The sequence below is a fragment of the Bradyrhizobium sp. Unk1 genome (assembly GCF_059512345.1).
This window is the reverse complement of record NZ_JCAMOP010000054.1, coordinates 21,689-37,737: the sequence shown is the minus strand read 5'-3', so window position 1 is coordinate 37,737 and position 16,049 is coordinate 21,689. Positions and strand designations below refer to the sequence as shown.

Genomic DNA, 16,049 nt, shown 5'->3' with positions numbered 1-16,049 from the left:
GGGGCGCCCGAAGGGCGAGCCCGGAATCTCGAGATTCCGGGTTCGATGCTTCGCATCGCCCCGGAATGACAGTGGAAGCCTACAGCGAAACGCCCGGCGGAATGTCCGCTTCGGTCACGCCGACCAGCTCCATGTTGGTGATGATCGCGTTGCGGATGAAGCCGAGGCCCTTGTTGAAGTCGATCCAGGTGTTGACGTAGTCGCGGAAGGTCTTGTCGTTCTCGCGGCGGAAGCCGGCATTCGACGTGGTGGCGAAGATCGGAGTCGGCAGCACGAACTGGCCGAGCGAGGGATTCTTCTTCAGCACGGTCAGCGACAGCATGGTGATCAGGCACTGCGCGTCGACGCGGCCGGTTTGCAGCGCGGCGGTGGCATCGTCGGCGGTCTTCAGTCGCGAGATCTGCGCCTTCGGCGTCAGGCGGCTGACGACCTGGTCGTGCGACGAGCCCTGGTCGACGGCGATCTTGACGTCGGGCGAGTTCAGCTCGGCCCAGCTCTTCGGCTTGAAGTCCTTCTTGCAGAGGATGCCGAAGGCGTTGTTGAAGACCGGCACCGAGAAGTCGACCACCAGCGCGCGCTTCGGGGTCGGGTTGAGGCCGAAGAAGATGTCGATCTTGTTGGACTGCAGATCGAGCACCGAATTGCCCCAGGTGGTTTCGGTGATCTCGAGCTCGGCCTCCATGTCGTCGGCGAGCGCCTTGGCGATGTCGACGTAGAAGCCCTTCCACTGGCCGCTGGCGAGGTCCTTCATGTAGTAGGGCGCGCCGCCGCCGACCGCGCCGATCCGCATCTTCTTGGTGCGGCGAATGCGGGCAAAGGTCGATTCGTTGGGATCCGCTGCGGTCTGCGCCACGGCCGGTGAGGCCAGCGTGGCCGCAGCCATCGCGCCAAGTCCGACAATCGATGCGACATCACGACGTGTAACCATTTTGAGGAATCGCTTTTCTGGTTGGATGAAGGTGTGTGGTTGATCTCGCGCGAAAAATTCACCCATCAATCGGCATCAGCCGGCTGAAAAATGCTCTGGATCCGATTTTCGCGCGCCCTTTGTTTCGGTTCCGGCAGGATTTCATAGAAAGGCGCTGCCGGGCGGGCCCTGTCAAGACTCGATTGCCTCGGGGATGTGCGGGGCCTCGAAGATGGGCAGGGAGCCTATCGGCCATGACGCTTTCCGAGGCGAACGGCCGCATCTGCACTTCGCGACATGCGTGCCGCGGCGATGCGCGAGGGAAGGCCCGGCGAGCGCGTCGGCTCGAGCTATTTTCGCGAGAAAATTGATAAGCTTCGGCGGTTCGCCTTAAAAATGCGAGCGGCGCCCTGTCGGCGCCGTTCGCTGAGGTCAGTACGGATCGGCCGATCTATTCGGCGGCCTCGGCCCGAACAGTCGCCAGCCGCGTCAGCGCGTCGCGGACGCCCGCGCCATAGGCGGGATCGGCCTTGGTGCAGTTGGCGATGTGCCGTTCCTGGATCGGGATGGCAGCGGCGCCGACAGCGCGCGCCGTGTTGTCGAACAAGGCCTGCCGCTGGGCTGCGTTCATCTTGCGGAAGAGGTCGCCGGGCTGCCGATAGTGATCGTCGTCGATGCGGTGATCCCAATGCGCCGCTGCACCATCGATCTCGAGCGGCGGCTCGTTGAGATCGGGCTGATCCGTCCACTCGCCGCGGCTGTTCGGGAAATAGGTCGGCGTCCTCCCCTGATTGCCGTCGGTCCGCATTGCGCCATCGCGATGGTAGCTGTGATATGGACATTTCGGCGCGTTGACCGGAATTAGATGATGGTTGACGCCGAGGCGATAGCGCGCGGCGTCCCCGTAGGAGAACAGCCTCGCCTGCAGCATCTTGTCGGGCGAGAAGCCGATGCCCGGAACGACATGGGCCGGCGAGAAGGAGGCCTGTTCGACCTCGGCGAAGACGTTTTCCGGATTGCGGTTCAGCTCGAAATAGCCGACCTCGATCAGCGGGAAGTCCGCCTTCGGCCAGACCTTGGTCAGGTCGAACGGGTTGAAGGCGAACGCCTTGGCCTGGTCGTCGGTCATGATCTGCACGAACATCGTCCAGCGCGGGAAATCGCCGCGTTCGATGCTCTCGAACAGGTCGCGCTGGTGCGTCTCGCGGTCCTTGCCGATGAGGGCTTCGGCCTCGGCGTCGGTCAGGTTTTCGATGCCCTGCTGCGTCCGGAAGTGAAACTTCACCCAGGTCCGCTCATTGGCGGAATTGATGAAGCTGTAGGTATGGCTGCCGAAGCCATGCATGTGCCTGAAGCTTCTGGGAAGGCCGCGCTCGCTCATCACGATGGTGATCTGGTGCAGGGCCTCCGGCAGCAGCGTCCAGAAATCCCAATTGTTGTCGGCGCTGCGCATTCCGGTCCGGGGATCGCGCTTGATCGCATGATTGAGGTCGGGAAAGCGCAAGGGATCGCGGAAGAAGAACACGGGCGTGTTGTTGCCCACCATGTCCCAATTGCCTTCCTCGGTGTAGAACTTGAGCGCAAAGCCGCGGATATCACGTTCGGCGTCGGCTGCGCCGCGCTCGCCGGCCACCGTCGAGAAACGCGCGAACATCGGCGTCACCTTGCCGATCTCCGAGAAGATCTTCGCCTTGGTATAGCGGGAAATGTCGTGCGTGACCGTGAAGGTCCCGAAGGCGCCGGATCCCTTGGCGTGCATGCGCCGCTCGGGAATCACCTCGCGATCGAAATGGGCGAGCTTCTCGATCAGCCAGACATCCTGCAGCAACGCGGGGCCGCGGCGGCCGGCGGTCATGATGTTGAGATTGTCGCTGACGGGAGCGCCCGTCGCGTGGGTCAAACGTTTCGACTGGTCGGTCATGGGATATTCCTGAGTCTGGGGTCGTTGTTGGGTGCGGCTGCCCAAGTACGAATTCTCACAATCGCACGTCGCCGCACGTGTCGATTTCCGGATCGCACGGTGCTTGCGCGAATGCCGGTCAGCCGTGCCAATGCGAATTGCGGATGACGCTGCAGAAATTGCCGCGATGGAAATGCGGCTCCTTGTCGGCGATGACGTCGGCCTTGACGTTGCCGAAGGTCGTATCCGACCGATGCTTGATGCCGTCATAGAAGGCCTGGATGATATCTTCCTTGAAATGCGCAGTGCGCGGAAACGCCTTCACCACCGCCTCGCGCTCCGCGTCGGAGTATTCGCTGTAGGTAAGCCCGAGCACGTCCATCTCGACGCCCGCGGTCACCAGCGCGACGACGGAGTGCATATGCTCCGGCACGCCCGGCGTGGTGTGCAGGGCGATCGCGGTCCAGACCGTGTAGGCGTCGGCTTCCGAAATGCCGTGGCTGCGCAGGAAGTCGCGCGCGGCGTGCGCGCCGTCGACCTCGAACCGCTCGTGCTGGCTGCCATGGCCCGGCATCAGGCCGATGTCGTGAAACATGGCGCCGGCGTAAAGCAGCTCGCGGTCGAATGTCAGTCCGCGGCGGACGCCGGCCATCGCTCCGAACTGGTAGACGCGGCTGGAATGGTTGAACAGCAAATCCGTTTCGGTATCGCGGATGTATTCGGTGATGGCACGCGCCAGCTTGCTGTCGGGGATGACGGCGACCTCGGTGATTTCTGACATGAGCAGCTCCTGAAATTTGGGTCGCCCGCACTGTAAATCCGGGCTATTTTGTCTTAAATCGACGTAACACGTCTAAAACGGACAAATCCGGATCGAGGCGGACATGGGCGCAAAGCCGAAACCAAGGACGGTTGTGATCGTGGCGCTGCCAGGCGTGCAGCTGCTCGATGTCGCAGGGCCGCTCGACGTGTTCGCCGAGGCAAACGTCCAGGCCGGCTATCCGGCCTATGCGCTGTTCGTGGCGGGCGCGGAGCCGGGGCCGATCCGCAGTTCCTCAGGTATCCGGCTGATGCCTGATCGAATCGTCGACCGCGACTTCCAGGAGCCCATCGACACCTTGCTGGTGGCGGGATGCCCGAACGCGGCCGAAGTCCCGGCGGACGGGAGCGTGATCGACTGGCTGCGGCGGCGGGCTTCGCGGACCCGCAGATTCGGCTCGGTGTGCAGCGGGGCCTTCTTCCTTGCCGCCGCCGGTCTCCTTGATGGCAGGCGGGTTACGACGCATTGGGCGGTCGCGGACATGCTGGCCGGCAAATTCCCGTCGGTCACCGTGGACAAGGATGCCATCTACGTCACCGACGGCAAGCTCCGCACGGCCGCCGGCGTGACCGCGGGGCTCGACCTCGCGCTGGCACTGGTCGAGGAGGATCTCGGTCGCGACACGGCCATGAAGGTCGCAAGCCAGCTCGTGATGTTCTTCAAGCGCCCGGGTGGACAGATGCAGTTCACCCGCAAGGGCGCGGCTGTTCCTGCCGGCCGCGCCGCGTTGCAGGAGCTGCAGCGCTGGGTCGCCGCCAACCCCTCGCTCGACCACAGCGTTGCCAGCCTGGCGACACGCATGGAGCTCAGCCCGAGGCACTTTGCGCGGCTGTTCCGCGCCGAGGTGGGCGTCACGCCTGCGACCTGGGTCGAGGAAGCCCGCGTCAATGCAGCGAGGCGGCTGCTCGAGTTTGGCAATGAAGCCCCGAAGCAGGTGGCGCTCCATTGTGGCTTCGCCGATGCCGACACGCTGCGTCGCGCGTTCAATCGTCACGTCGGCGTGACGCCCGCCGAGTATCGCAAGCGGTTTGCGCGAATCACGGAGGTTCCAGGTCGGCAACACTGAGCTGGCTTCCGCGTTCAAATGGGCCGGCGGGGGCCGTCCAGCGGGGTGTGCGGGACCCACGGATAGCCGCTTGCTTTCCCGACCTTTTGGCCCCAAATAGGGACCGGGAGATTGGCGGTGGACGAGCCACTCGCCAACCGGGTCAGGTCCGGAAGGAAGCAGCCCTAACGAGGTCCGGATCGGGTCGCTCGTCAGTCTCCTACCTGTTTTTCCGAGCGAATTGCGCCGGCGGGCTTCCCGCCAGCGCGCTCCTTTCCGCAATAGCAGGGCGAAAGACATTCCATTGCGGATCGACCGATGACCGACGCTGGCGCCCCTCCCAACCCCGACAGCGCCGGCCAGGCTAGCACGCCCTACCGGGTGCTGGCGCGCAAATACCGGCCCTCCAGCTTCGACGATCTGATCGGCCAGGAGGCCGTGGTCCGCACCGTCTCGAACGCGTTCGAGACCGGGCGCATTCCGCAGGCCTGGATCCTCACCGGCGTCCGCGGCGTCGGCAAGACCACCACCGCGCGTATTCTGGCCCGTGCGCTCAACTACGAGATGCCTGACGGATCGGTGAAGGGCCCGACCATCCACATGCCGACCCTGGGCGTGCACTGCCAGGCGATCATGGAAAGCCGGCACATGGACGTGCTGGAGATGGACGCCGCCTCGCACACCGGCGTCGACGACGTCCGCCAGATCAATGACAGCGTGCGCTACGCGCCGGCCAGCGCGCGCTACAAGGTCTACATCATCGACGAAGTCCACATGCTGTCGACGGCGGCGTTCAACGCCTTCCTGAAGACGCTGGAGGAACCGCCGGAGCACGCCAAATTCGTGTTCGCGACCACCGAGATCCGCAAGGTTCCGGTGACTGTGCTGTCGCGCTGCCAGCGTTTTGACCTGCGCCGGGTCGAGGCCGACGTGCTGATGAAGCACCTCGCCAATATCGCGGCGAAGGAGAGCGTCGAGATCGAGCCCGAGGCGCTCGGCATCATCGCGCGCGCCGCGGAAGGCTCGGTGCGCGACTCTCTGTCGCTGCTCGACCAGGCGATCGCACACGCGGCAGGCACCGTGAAGGCGGATGCGGTCAGGCAGATGCTTGGGCTCGCCGACCGCACCCGCGTCATCGACCTGTTCGATTCGCTGGCGCGCGGCGACATCGCGAGCGCCTTCAGGGAGTTCCGCGACCAGTACGACGTCGGCGCCGATCCGATCGTCGTGCTGTCGGACCTCGCCGAGTTCGTCAATTTCGTCACCCGCGTGAAGATCGTGCCGGCGACCGCCGACAACGTCGCCTATGGCGAGACCGAGCGCGTGCGCGCGCGGGATTTCGCCTCGAAGATCTCGATGCGCGTGCTGTCGCGGATGTGGCAGATGCTGCTCAAGGGCATCACCGAGGTGCAGGCCGCGACGCGCCCCGCAGCGGCCGCCGAAATGGTGCTGGTGCGCATCGCCTATGTCGCCGACCTGCCGACGCCCGACGAAGCGATCAAGATGCTGGAGCAGAACGGCGGCGGCTCGCCGGTCGTGGGGGGCGGAAGTGCCGCACGCAGCGGCGCGCCGGGTGCACCGGTGGCCTCCGCGGCGCCGGTTGCCTCGGCTGCACCCATGCGCGCACCGACCTCGTCACCGGCCGGGTTCGGCGGCGGCGCTGCCCGGCCGCAGATGGCCGCGCCCGCGCCGGATCCGCAAGCGGCCGCACCCCAACTGCGCATCACGAGCTTCACCCAGCTCGTCGCGGTCGCCGGGCAGAAGCGCGATCTCATGACCAAGGGCGCGCTCGAAGGCGACATGCGCCTCGTTCGTTTCGAGGAGGGCCGGCTGGAAGTCGCGCTCGAGCCCAACGCCTCCAAGACCATGATTTCGGAGCTCGCGCGAAAATTCGAGCTCTGGACCGGCCGGCGCTGGACCGTGATCGTCTCCAACGAGCAGGGCCAGCCGACGCTGCGTTCGGTGAGCCAGGCGGCGAAGCAGGAACATGCGCGCTCCGCCGAAGCCGATCCGCGCGTGCAGGAGGTGCTGTCGCGTTTTCCCGGTGCGAAGGTCGTCGAGGTCCGCAGGCTTGCCCCCGAGGCGCCGGAAACCAATATGAATGCGGACTATGGCAGTGACGATCCGCCCGATGGTTCCGACGGCGACGATCTCTGATTCGGTTATCGAGGACAGCACCGATGGTCGATATTTTCGGCATGATGAAGCAGGCGCAGCAGCTGCAATCCAAGATGCAGGAGATGCAGGATCAGCTCTCCAACGTCGAGGTCGAAGGCATCTCCGGCGGCGGGCTCGTCGCCGTGCGCATGACCGCGAAGATGGACGTGAAGGGCATCAAGATCGATCCCTCGCTGATGAAGCCGGAGGAGCGCGAGGTGCTCGAGGACCTGCTCGTCACCGCCCTCGGCGATGCCCGCCGCAAGGCCGAGACGGCCGTGCAGGAGAAGATGCAGGCGCTTACGGGCGGGCTCAGCCTGCCGCCGGGTATGTTCGGCCAATAAGATGGGTTCGGTTGCAGGTCCCGAAATCGAGCGGCTGGTCCAGCTCCTCGCACGGCTGCCGGGCTTGGGCCCGCGCTCCGCGCGGCGTGCGGCGCTGCATCTGATCAAGAAGCGCGAAGCGCTGATGATGCCGCTGTCCTCGGCCCTGCAGGTCGCGCTCGACAAGGTCCAGGTCTGCAAGACCTGCGGCAACATCGACACGCAAAATCCCTGCACGGTCTGCACCGATCCGAAGCGCGATCCCACCATCATCGTCGTCGTCGCCGATGTCGCCGACCTCTGGGCGCTGGAACGGGCCAATGCGACCCAGGGGCGCTATCACGTGCTGGGCGCGACCTTGTCGCCGCTCGACGGCGTCGGCCCGCAGGATCTCACCATCGACGCGCTGGTCGCGCGCGCGCATGCTGCCGAGGTGCACGAAATCATCCTGGCGCTGAACGCGACGGTCGACGGCCAGACCACGGCGCACTACATCACCGACCTGCTTCAGGACGCCAACGTAAAAGTAACCCGGCTGGCCCATGGTGTGCCGGTCGGTGGCGAGCTTGATTTTCTCGACGAAGGTACGCTATCGGCCGCCATGCGGCAGCGGACCCTGTTCTAGCCATCCAGACTTACGGAACGGACGACATGACGAAACTTTTCGCCACACGATCGGCTTTGGTCGCGACGATGATGCTGCTGGCGACCCCGGCCATCTCCGCGCAGCAGGACGACGGGGCGCCGCCACCGCCGAAGCCCGGCAAGCCGATCAGTGCCGGCGAGGTGCTCTCGGGCGAATTGAACGCAATGAAGGTGCGCGACGTCAAGAACGTCGGCAAGCGGATTGCGATGTACCAGATCACCTCGGAGCCGCGTCGACTGCCGGCGCCGAACGGGCTGTGCAATCTCGAGACCGGCCCCGAGACGTTCCAGCTCGTCACCTCGAGCGACGCGCAGGCCACGCAGCTGAAATCGTTTGTCGGCAAGGAGATCTCGGTCAAGGTCGACGAAGTCGCCTGCGCCAGCGATCCCGGCCAGATGAGCGAAGCCGTGATCACGAAGTGGAGCCTGATCAGGAAGCAGTAGGGGGGCGAAAATATCGACGTCGTCTCCACGATTCCGGTGTCGTCGCCCGGCTTGACCGGGCGACCCAGTACGCCGCGGCAGCTGTGATGAACCTCGATGTCTCTGGAATACTGGATCGCCCGCTTTCGCGGGCGATGACCAAGACCGGGACTACACCCTCACCGGCCCCAGCGCCTCGAAATGCCCGCGCTTCTGCAGCCAGGCCAGCAGAACCAGGCTCGGGATCGCCACCAGCACGCAAATCGCGAAGAACAGCGGCCAGCCGGTCGTCTCCGCGACATAGCCCGCACTCGCTGACAGATACGTGCGCCCGACTGCCGCAAGCGCGGTGAGCAGCGCGTATTGCGTCGCCGTGTGCAGCGGATTCTGGCACAGCGCGGAGAGATAGGCGACGAAGATCACGGTGCCGATGGCGCTGGTGAAGTTCTCGCAGGTGATGGCAAAGGCCAGCGCCCATTGGCTGGTGCCGACGAAGGCCAGCCAGGAGAAGGAGAGATTGGCGAGCGCCTGCACCACGCCGCCGATCCACAGGCTGGTCGCAAGCGAATAGCGCCGCGCGAGGAAGCCGCCGGCAAAGCCGCCGATCAGCGTTGCCGCGAGGCCGACGCCCTTCACGATCGCCGCATAATCGTTGCGGGAAAAGCCGAGGTCGATCACGAACGGCGCGGTCATCGTGCCAGAGAAGGCATCGGTGAACTTGAACAGCACGACGAAGGCGAGCGCGGCGAGCGCGTCCTTGCGCGACAGGAATTCCGAGAAAGCCCCGATCGCCGCGTGCAGCACGCGCGCGAACGCCGTCTCGGTTTGTGTCGCGGCTTCCGCCCGCACCGATTGCTCGGGCTCGGTCGCGGCCAGCGCGGTAATCGTGCCGATCAGCACCATCGCCGCCATCACCACGTAGCCCCACATCCAGGCCGACGCGCGCGGAATGCCGGTGCCCTCGAAGCCGGACACGATGAACAGCGCGCCCGCGGTCGAGACCAGCATGCCGATGCGATAGGCCGCGACATAGGACGCCATTCCGGCGGCCTGCTCGCTCTCCGGCAGGCTCTCGACGCGGAAGGCGTCGACCACGATGTCCTGCGTCGAGGAGGTGGTCGCGACCAGCAGCGCGCCGAGCGCGACGTAGAACGGCGAGCGCGCGGGATCGGTCAGCGCCAGCAGCAGGATCGCGATGATCAGCAATAGCTGCGAGAACAGCAGCCAGCCGCGCCGCCGTCCGAACGCGCGGGTGAATAGGGGCACATGCAGCGCATCCACCAGCGGCGCCCACAGGAATTTCAGCGTGTAGGGCGTGCCGACCAGCGCAAACAGCCCGATGGTCTTGAGATCGACCCCGGCCTCGCGCATCCACACCAGCAGCGTCGAGCCCGACAGCGCCAGCGGCAGCCCCGAGGAGAAACCGAGGAACAGCACGATCAGCACCCGCGGTTGCAGGTAAACGGCCAGGCCGTCGCGCCAGGAGGTGGGGGCCGTGTCGGCGCCGGCAGGGGAGGTCGCGTCGGGTGCGGTCATGGGGAGGTGTTAGCAGATTCTGGGGGCCACAAGTGAGGTGTCGTCGCCCGGCTTGACCGGGCGACCCCAGTATCCCAGAGGCCGGAGTTATGGAGGACCCGCGATCCCCGAATAGAGATCGTTCCAATCCGGATTGTCTTTCTCGATCAGCGCGATCTTCCAGTCGCGCTTCCACTTCTTCAGTCGTTTCTCCGTTTGATCGCATTCTCGGGATCATCGAACTGCTCGAAATAAACTAGCTTCACGACGCCGTAATCCTTCGTGAAGCTCTCGACCAACTGCAATTTGTGTTCGGCTACGCGACGGATGAGGTCATTTGTCACGCCAATGTAGAGCGTGCCACCAATCTTGCTGGCTAGGATGTACACGTAGTAGCAGCGTGCGCCCATCTGCCGTCTCTGGGATACTGGGTCGCCCGGTCAAGCCGGGCGACGACAGTGTGCCTCAAAACTCACTCCCCCGCCTGGAGCTTCCGCGGGAACAGCTCCGCGGCACCTGCCGCCACCAGATGCGATCCCTCCGGCGCATCGGTCTTGCTGAAATCGAGCTCCTCGATTCTCCCGGCGCGCTTCTCGATCTTGTCGGCGGAGATCAGCACCTGCCGGACGTCCTCGTTCGCGTCGGCAAAATGCTTCTGCAATTTCAGCACGCGGTCGCGCAGGCGTCCCAAATCGTCGCCGAGCTTGATCACCTCGGTGCGGATCTGATCGGCGGCGTCGCGCATGCGCGCGTCCTTCATGATCTGCTGCATCACCTGGATCGCGAGCATCAGTAGCGAAGGCGACACCAGCACGACACGGGCGCGATAGGCCTTCTGGATCACATCGTCGAAACCGTCATGGATCTCGGCGTAGACCGATTCCGACGGCACGAACATCAGCGCCATCTCCTGGGTCTCGCCGGTGACGAGATATTTGTCGGCGATGTCGCTGACATGCTTCATCACGTCGCCGCGCAGCCGCTGCGTGGCGATGCGCCGCTCCTCGTCGGTGCGGGCGTCGTGCAGCGCGGTCATCGCCTCCAGCGGAAATTTGGCGTCGATGCAGAGCGGACGCTGGTCGGGCAGGAACACCACGCAGTCCGGCCGCTTGCCGGTCGAGAGCGTGAACTGGAATTCGTAAGAACCCTTTGGAAGCCCGTCCTGGACGATCGCCTCCATCCGCGCCTGGCCGAAGGCGCCGCGCGACTGCTTGTTGGCGAGCACGTCGCGGAGCGTCGTCACCTGCGTGGTGAGGTCGGTGAGGTTCTTGTGCGCGTTGTCGATGATGCCGAGCCGCTCGTGCAGCGCGCGCAGGCTCTCCATGGTGTTGCGGGTCGAGTGTTCCATGGACTGGCCGACCCGATGGGTCACCGAATCCAGCCGCTCGTTGACCGCGCGCGCCATGTCGGCCTGGCGGCCGGCCAGCGCCTGGGTCATGGCGTCGGCGCGGCCGGCAGCTTCGCTCTGGGCGTGCAGCACCTGGCTGAGGCGCTCCTCGAGCTCGTCCGCGCGGATGGCATTGGCCATGGCGAGTTCCGCACCGCGCCGTCCCGAGCGGGCGATCACCACCGCAATCACCACCAGCAGGATGAGGACGAGGGCGCCGAAGCCGATCAGCGCATCAATGGTGCGGACCGGCCAGTCGCCAGCCAGGAAAATGATCTCGTTCATGGCGGCCCTTGTAGCCGATTCGACACCCTCCGCGAACGAATAGCGAACGCTTATGGTTAACAGCCCCTTAATTTTTATGGTTAACGAAACCTGAAGTTTTATGGTTAGCGGAGGGTTAACGGAGTTCCTCGCCGCATTGACCGCATCCGGCATGCGGCTTAAATCGCGGCCATGGCCCTCAGAGAAATCATCATCCTGCCCGACAAGCAGCTGCGTCTGGTCTCCAAGCCGATCGAGAAGGTCACGACGGAGATCCGCAAGCTTGCCGACGACATGTTCGAGACCATGTACGACGCGCCCGGTATCGGCCTCGCGGCGATCCAGATCGCGCAGCCTCTGCGGCTGATCACCATGGACCTCGCCAAGCCCGACCCGGACGGCGAGACCAAGCCGGAGCCGCGCGTCTTCATCAACCCCGAGATCATCGCGTCTTCCGAGGATCTGTCGATCTACGAGGAAGGCTGCCTGTCGATCCCCGAATATTACGAGGAGGTCGAGCGGCCTGCGAAGGTGCGCGTGCGCTTCACCGACCTCGACGGCAAGGTGCACGAGGAGGACGCCGAAGGCCTCTACGCCACCTGCATCCAGCACGAGATCGACCATCTCAACGGTGTGCTATTCGTCGACTATCTGTCAAAACTCAAGCGCGACCGCGTCATCAAGAAGTTCGAGAAAGCCGCCAAGCGCGCGGAGTAAGTCATTTGTAAGCACCGGTGCTGCCGCGAACTCCCATGCGCTCCCTCCCCCCTTGCGGGGAAGGGCGGGGGAGAGGGGTAGCCCAGGCGGAAGTCTAACCGGGGCGAAGAACTGGTCCGCGCTCATACCGAGAGAGCGCGTCGTGTGGCACCCCTCTCCCTAGCCCTCCCCCGCAAGGGGGGAGGGAACATACCGAGTCCTTGTCATGCCCCTCCGCCTCATCTTCATGGGCACGCCCGATTTCTCCGTGCCGACGCTGCTCGAGCTGGTCTCGCACGGCCACGAGATCGCGGCGGTCTATACGCGCGCGCCCAAGCCCGGCGGACGGCGCGGCCTGCAATTGCAGCCGACCCCGGTCGAGGAAGCCGCGCGAAAGCTTGGCGTGCCCGTGCTGACGCCGAAGTCGCTGAAGACGCCCGAAGCGCTCGACGAGTTTCGCGCCTTCGACGCCGATGCCGCCGTCGTCGTCGCCTATGGCATGATCCTGCCGCAGGCGATCCTCGATGCGCCGAAGCTCGGCTGTTACAATCTGCACGCCTCGCTGCTGCCGCGCTGGCGCGGCGCTGCGCCGATCAACCGCGCCGTCATGGAAGGCGATGCCGAGAGCGGCGTCATGGTGATGAAGATGGATGTCGGCCTCGACACCGGCGACGTCGCCATGGCCGAGCGCATCGCGATCCCCGACAACATGACCGCAATCGATCTGCATGACCGTCTCTCCCGGCTCGGTGCCGATCTGATGGTGCGCGCGATGGCCGCACTCGCCCGCGGCGGGCTCCAGCTCAAGAAGCAGAGCGAGGATGGCGTCACCTACGCCGCCAAGATCGACAAGGCCGAAGCCCGGATCGACTGGACCAGGCCCGCGCGCGCCGTGCTGCGCCACATCCACGGATTGTCGCCGTTTCCCGGCGCCTGGGCCGAGCTTGAGAACGCACGCGTGAAAATCCTGCGCTGCGAGCTGGCAAAGGGCTCCGGCGCACCCGGCGCGGTGCTCGACGACCAGCTCACGATTGCCTGCGGCGAGGGCGCGGTCCGCATCCTCGAGCTGCAACGCGAAGGCAAGGCGCGGATGCAGGCCACGGACTTTCTGCGCGGCGTGCCGGTGAAGCCGCCGATGCGGCTGGCCTGATGCCCCGCTACAAGCTCACCATCGAATATGACGGCGCGCCGTTCTTCGGCTGGCAGGTGCAGGACACGCTGCCTTCCGTGCAGGGCGCGTTAGAGGCGGCGGTGAAGGCGATGACCGGCGCGGATTTGCGCGTGCACGGTGCGGGCCGCACCGACGCCGGCGTGCATGCGCGCGGCCAGGTCGCGCATGTCGACATCGACAAGCAGTTTCCGCCGGGCCGTTTTCGCGACGGATTGAATGCGCATCTGCGCCCGCATCCAATCGCGGTGCTGGAGGCAGAGGTCGTCCCTGACACCTTCGAGGCACGCTTCTCGGCCGTGAAGCGGCACTACCGCTACCGCGTCGTCAACACCCGCGCCAATCTCGCGCTCGATGTCGGTCACGCCTGGCGCGTGCCGCGCCGGCTCGATGCCGATGCGATGCATGCGGCGGGACAACGCCTGCTCGGCAGGCACGATTTCACGACGTTTCGCGACACCGAGTGCCAGGCCAAATCGCCGGAGAAGACGCTCGACCAGCTCGACGTGCTGCGCGACGGCCGCGAGATCACGATTCTCACCTCGGCGCGCTCCTTCCTGCACAGCCAGGTGCGCTCGATGGTGGGATCCCTGGTGTGGGTCGGCGAGGGCCGCTGGACCGCGGACGATCTCTCCGCGGCGCTCGAAGCCCGCAACCGCGCGGCGTGCGGTATCGTCGCGCCGCCTGACGGGCTGTATCTGATGAAGGTGGATTATTAGACGAGAGCCAGACGCCCTTGCCTCATCATCAGTGTCATGCCCCGGCTTGACCGGGGCATCCAGTACGCCGCGGCCTCTCGATGCTATCGCTGCTGTCTCGGAGTACTGGATCGCCCGGTCAAGCCGGGCGATGACAGTGGAGTGATGGGCGAGAGTTGAGTCTCACCCAAAATACCGCGCCAAAATCCCCCGATACACCTGCGTCAGCTTCTCCAAATCCACCACCGGCACGCGCTCGTCGACCTGGTGCATGGTCTGGCCGACCAGGCCGAACTCGATCACCGGACAGTAGCTCGAGATGAAGCGCGCATCCGAGGTGCCGCCTGAGGTCGACAGCTCCGGCTTGCGCCCGGTCACCTCCTCGATCGCGGAGACCGCGAGGTCGGTGAACGGGCCGGGCTTGGTCACGAACACATTCGAGTTCGAGGGCTCCCAGACGATGCGGGCGCGGATGCGGTTGCCGCAGGCTTTCGTCAGACGTGTCTCGACCAGCTCGCGCAGGCTCGCCTGGGTGTGGTTGTCATTGTAGCGGATGTTGAACTTTGCGCGGGCCTCGCCGGGGATGACGTTGTTGGCCTTGTTGCCGACGTCCACCGAGGTGAATTCGAGATTGGAGGCCTGGAACTGCGCGCTGCCATGGTCGAGCGGCTCGTCACTGATCGCCACGATCAGCCGCGAGATATCAGGCACCGGATTGGAGGCACGGTGCGGATAGGCGACATGGCCCTGCACGCCGTCGACATAGAGCGTGCCGGACTGCGAGCCGCGGCGGCCGACCTTGATGGTGTCGCCGAGCGTCTCGACGTTGGAGGGCTCGCCGAGCACGCAATGGTCGAACTTTTCGCCGCGCTCCGCGGCCCATTTCAGCAGCTTGATGGTGCCGTTGATGGAGACGTCTTCCTCGTCGCCCGTGATCAGGAACGAGATCGAGCCCTTTCCATCGGCGCGCGGCGTGCCGCCATTCGCGGCGAGATGCTCGAGCACGGCTGCCACCGAGCAGGCGATGCCACCCTTCATGTCGACCGCGCCGCGGCCGTGCAGAAAGCCGCCCCGGACCTCGCCCGAGAACGCGCCGACGCTCCAGGCGCTCTCGTCGCCGGGCGGCACCACGTCGGTGTGGCCGGCGAAGGTGATGTGCGGGCCTTCAGTGCCGATCCGCGCATAGAGATTGTCGACGTCGGCTGTGCCTGCTTCGCTGAAGGTCACGCGGTGGCAAGTGAAGCCGGCAGCGTTGAGGGCTTTCTCAAGCACCCCCAGCGCACCGGCATCGGCCGGAGTTACCGAGGGGCAGCGGATGAGATCGCGGGCAATCGAGAGAGCATCGGTCATGCGCTCCGCTTAACATGCATGCCGCCGGGTGGGCTAGCGCTGGGCGGCACCAATTCCAGCTCGCTTTGCTGGTCCCAGCTTTTTGCAGGGGACGAGCCGTCCTCGGTCTCGGCCAATGGATCAGGACCGAACCGATTGTCGCCGGTACTGCCGGGGACGCAGAACATCTCGACGAAGCCCCACAGCCACAGACTGGAAGCGCCGAGGCTGAATGGAAGCGTCCAGTTGGAGTCGGGCAGCAGATCCGAGAACTGGCTGAACAGGCCGGGCACGACGAAGAAGGCAATGATCCACCGGCCACTCCTGTCGCGATCATGCAGCCGCTTGATCGCAGTCGCGAGATAGATCCAGAGGAACAGCGACAAGCCGAACGCCTTCAGGATCAGGTTGGTGCGATCAACGGGCGCCAGCGAGCGATAGGCCCGGGGATCGACCAGCTTGAAGAGGTCGTCGAGGCCGAAGTCGAAATCGAGTTTCAGGGATAGCTTCAACGCCCCCTCGGCCTCGATGAGGTGGATCACCTGACCGATCACGCCGAGCAGCGCCGCCAGCAGCGCGACGATGAGCAGCGCCTGCCACAGCAAAGCGCGGTTGATGCGGCCGTCGAAGCGAAAGAGGTACCAGGTCCAGTCCATGGCGAAGGTTCCGGGCAGCGGAGGCCGTCCGGTGATTGGTCGCGATGGAGGGATAGAGGGTTCGATTGGCGCCGCAAGGGGCTCTTTCACCTCGCCCCGCTTGCGGGAGAGGTGAA

At 65.1% G+C, this 16,049-nt stretch carries 15 protein-coding genes, 1 other RNA gene and 1 pseudogene; 9 read left to right on the top strand and 8 right to left on the bottom strand.

Features of this window, described 5'->3' with window-relative positions; genetic code table 11:
* Positions 1-79: 79 nt before the first annotated feature.
* From AC5ZFO_RS41545 to AC5ZFO_RS41535, 3 genes are all read right to left on the bottom strand, one after another.
* Complete coding sequence (locus tag AC5ZFO_RS41545) at positions 80-928, bottom strand: transporter substrate-binding domain-containing protein (RefSeq protein WP_212489396.1); 849 nt, start codon at positions 926-928, stop codon at positions 80-82.
* Between the two features lie 430 nt (positions 929-1,358).
* Positions 1,359-2,828: a catalase gene (locus tag AC5ZFO_RS41540; RefSeq protein WP_496123660.1), complete on the bottom strand. Its 1,470-nt coding sequence runs from the start codon at positions 2,826-2,828 to the stop codon at positions 1,359-1,361.
* Between the two features lie 118 nt (positions 2,829-2,946).
* Positions 2,947-3,588 (bottom strand): HD domain-containing protein, encoded by a 642-nt coding sequence (locus tag AC5ZFO_RS41535; protein WP_282519613.1) that lies wholly within the window; start codon positions 3,586-3,588, stop codon positions 2,947-2,949.
* A gap of 103 nt (positions 3,589-3,691) precedes the next feature.
* On the opposite strand from AC5ZFO_RS41535, the gene AC5ZFO_RS41530 reads away from it, so the two are divergent.
* From AC5ZFO_RS41530 to AC5ZFO_RS41505, 6 genes are all read left to right on the top strand, one after another.
* The gene (locus AC5ZFO_RS41530) at positions 3,692-4,693 is read left to right on the top strand and encodes a GlxA family transcriptional regulator (RefSeq protein ID WP_282519614.1); all 1,002 of its coding nucleotides are present in this window, start codon (positions 3,692-3,694) and stop codon (positions 4,691-4,693) included.
* Between the two features lie 106 nt (positions 4,694-4,799).
* Positions 4,800-4,896: signal recognition particle sRNA small type (gene ffs, locus AC5ZFO_RS41525), an RNA gene on the top strand.
* A gap of 94 nt (positions 4,897-4,990) precedes the next feature.
* The gene (locus AC5ZFO_RS41520) at positions 4,991-6,829 is read left to right on the top strand and encodes a DNA polymerase III subunit gamma/tau (protein ID WP_282519615.1); all 1,839 of its coding nucleotides are present in this window, start codon (positions 4,991-4,993) and stop codon (positions 6,827-6,829) included.
* A 23-nt stretch (positions 6,830-6,852) separates the two neighbouring features.
* The gene (locus AC5ZFO_RS41515; RefSeq protein WP_028148995.1) at positions 6,853-7,173 is read left to right on the top strand and encodes a YbaB/EbfC family nucleoid-associated protein; all 321 of its coding nucleotides are present in this window, start codon (positions 6,853-6,855) and stop codon (positions 7,171-7,173) included.
* Position 7,174: 1 nt separating this feature from the next.
* Complete coding sequence (gene recR, locus AC5ZFO_RS41510) at positions 7,175-7,777, top strand: recombination mediator RecR (RefSeq protein ID WP_282519616.1); 603 nt, start codon at positions 7,175-7,177, stop codon at positions 7,775-7,777.
* A 26-nt stretch (positions 7,778-7,803) separates the two neighbouring features.
* On the top strand, positions 7,804-8,241 hold the full coding sequence (locus AC5ZFO_RS41505; protein ID WP_282519617.1) for a hypothetical protein: 438 nt from the start codon (positions 7,804-7,806) through the stop codon (positions 8,239-8,241).
* Positions 8,242-8,391: 150 nt separating this feature from the next.
* Here AC5ZFO_RS41505 and AC5ZFO_RS41500 read toward each other — a convergent pair whose 3' ends face one another.
* The 3 genes and pseudogenes from AC5ZFO_RS41500 to AC5ZFO_RS41490 form a co-directional block, all read right to left on the bottom strand.
* Positions 8,392-9,756: an AmpG family muropeptide MFS transporter gene (locus AC5ZFO_RS41500; RefSeq protein WP_282519618.1), complete on the bottom strand. Its 1,365-nt coding sequence runs from the start codon at positions 9,754-9,756 to the stop codon at positions 8,392-8,394.
* An 87-nt stretch (positions 9,757-9,843) separates the two neighbouring features.
* A pseudogene (locus AC5ZFO_RS41495) lies at positions 9,844-10,145 on the bottom strand (GIY-YIG nuclease family protein).
* A 62-nt stretch (positions 10,146-10,207) separates the two neighbouring features.
* Positions 10,208-11,407, bottom strand: a complete 1,200-nt coding sequence (locus tag AC5ZFO_RS41490; RefSeq protein WP_282519619.1) for a DNA recombination protein RmuC — start codon at positions 11,405-11,407, stop codon at positions 10,208-10,210.
* Between the two features lie 171 nt (positions 11,408-11,578).
* On the opposite strand from AC5ZFO_RS41490, the gene def reads away from it, so the two are divergent.
* The 3 genes from def to truA all read left to right on the top strand — a co-directional run bounded on the left by def (position 11,579) and on the right by truA (position 13,969).
* Complete coding sequence (gene def, locus AC5ZFO_RS41485; RefSeq protein ID WP_282519620.1) at positions 11,579-12,103, top strand: peptide deformylase; 525 nt, start codon at positions 11,579-11,581, stop codon at positions 12,101-12,103.
* A 205-nt stretch (positions 12,104-12,308) separates the two neighbouring features.
* Positions 12,309-13,232: a methionyl-tRNA formyltransferase gene (fmt, locus tag AC5ZFO_RS41480; protein WP_282519621.1), complete on the top strand. Its 924-nt coding sequence runs from the start codon at positions 12,309-12,311 to the stop codon at positions 13,230-13,232.
* Positions 13,232-13,969: a tRNA pseudouridine(38-40) synthase TruA gene (gene truA, locus AC5ZFO_RS41475; protein WP_496123659.1), complete on the top strand. Its 738-nt coding sequence runs from the start codon at positions 13,232-13,234 to the stop codon at positions 13,967-13,969. The genes fmt and truA overlap by 1 nt, the downstream gene beginning before the upstream one ends.
* Before the next feature lie 162 nt (positions 13,970-14,131).
* Here truA and dapE read toward each other — a convergent pair whose 3' ends face one another.
* Positions 14,132-15,298, bottom strand: coding sequence for a succinyl-diaminopimelate desuccinylase (dapE, locus tag AC5ZFO_RS41470; RefSeq protein ID WP_282519623.1), 1,167 nt, complete (start codon positions 15,296-15,298; stop codon positions 14,132-14,134).
* Positions 15,295-15,933 carry a DUF805 domain-containing protein gene (locus AC5ZFO_RS41465; RefSeq protein WP_282519624.1) on the bottom strand — a complete coding sequence of 213 codons (639 nt, stop codon included), beginning with the start codon at positions 15,931-15,933 and terminating at the stop codon, positions 15,295-15,297. The genes dapE and AC5ZFO_RS41465 overlap by 4 nt, the downstream gene beginning before the upstream one ends.
* Positions 15,934-16,049 lie beyond the last annotated feature (116 nt).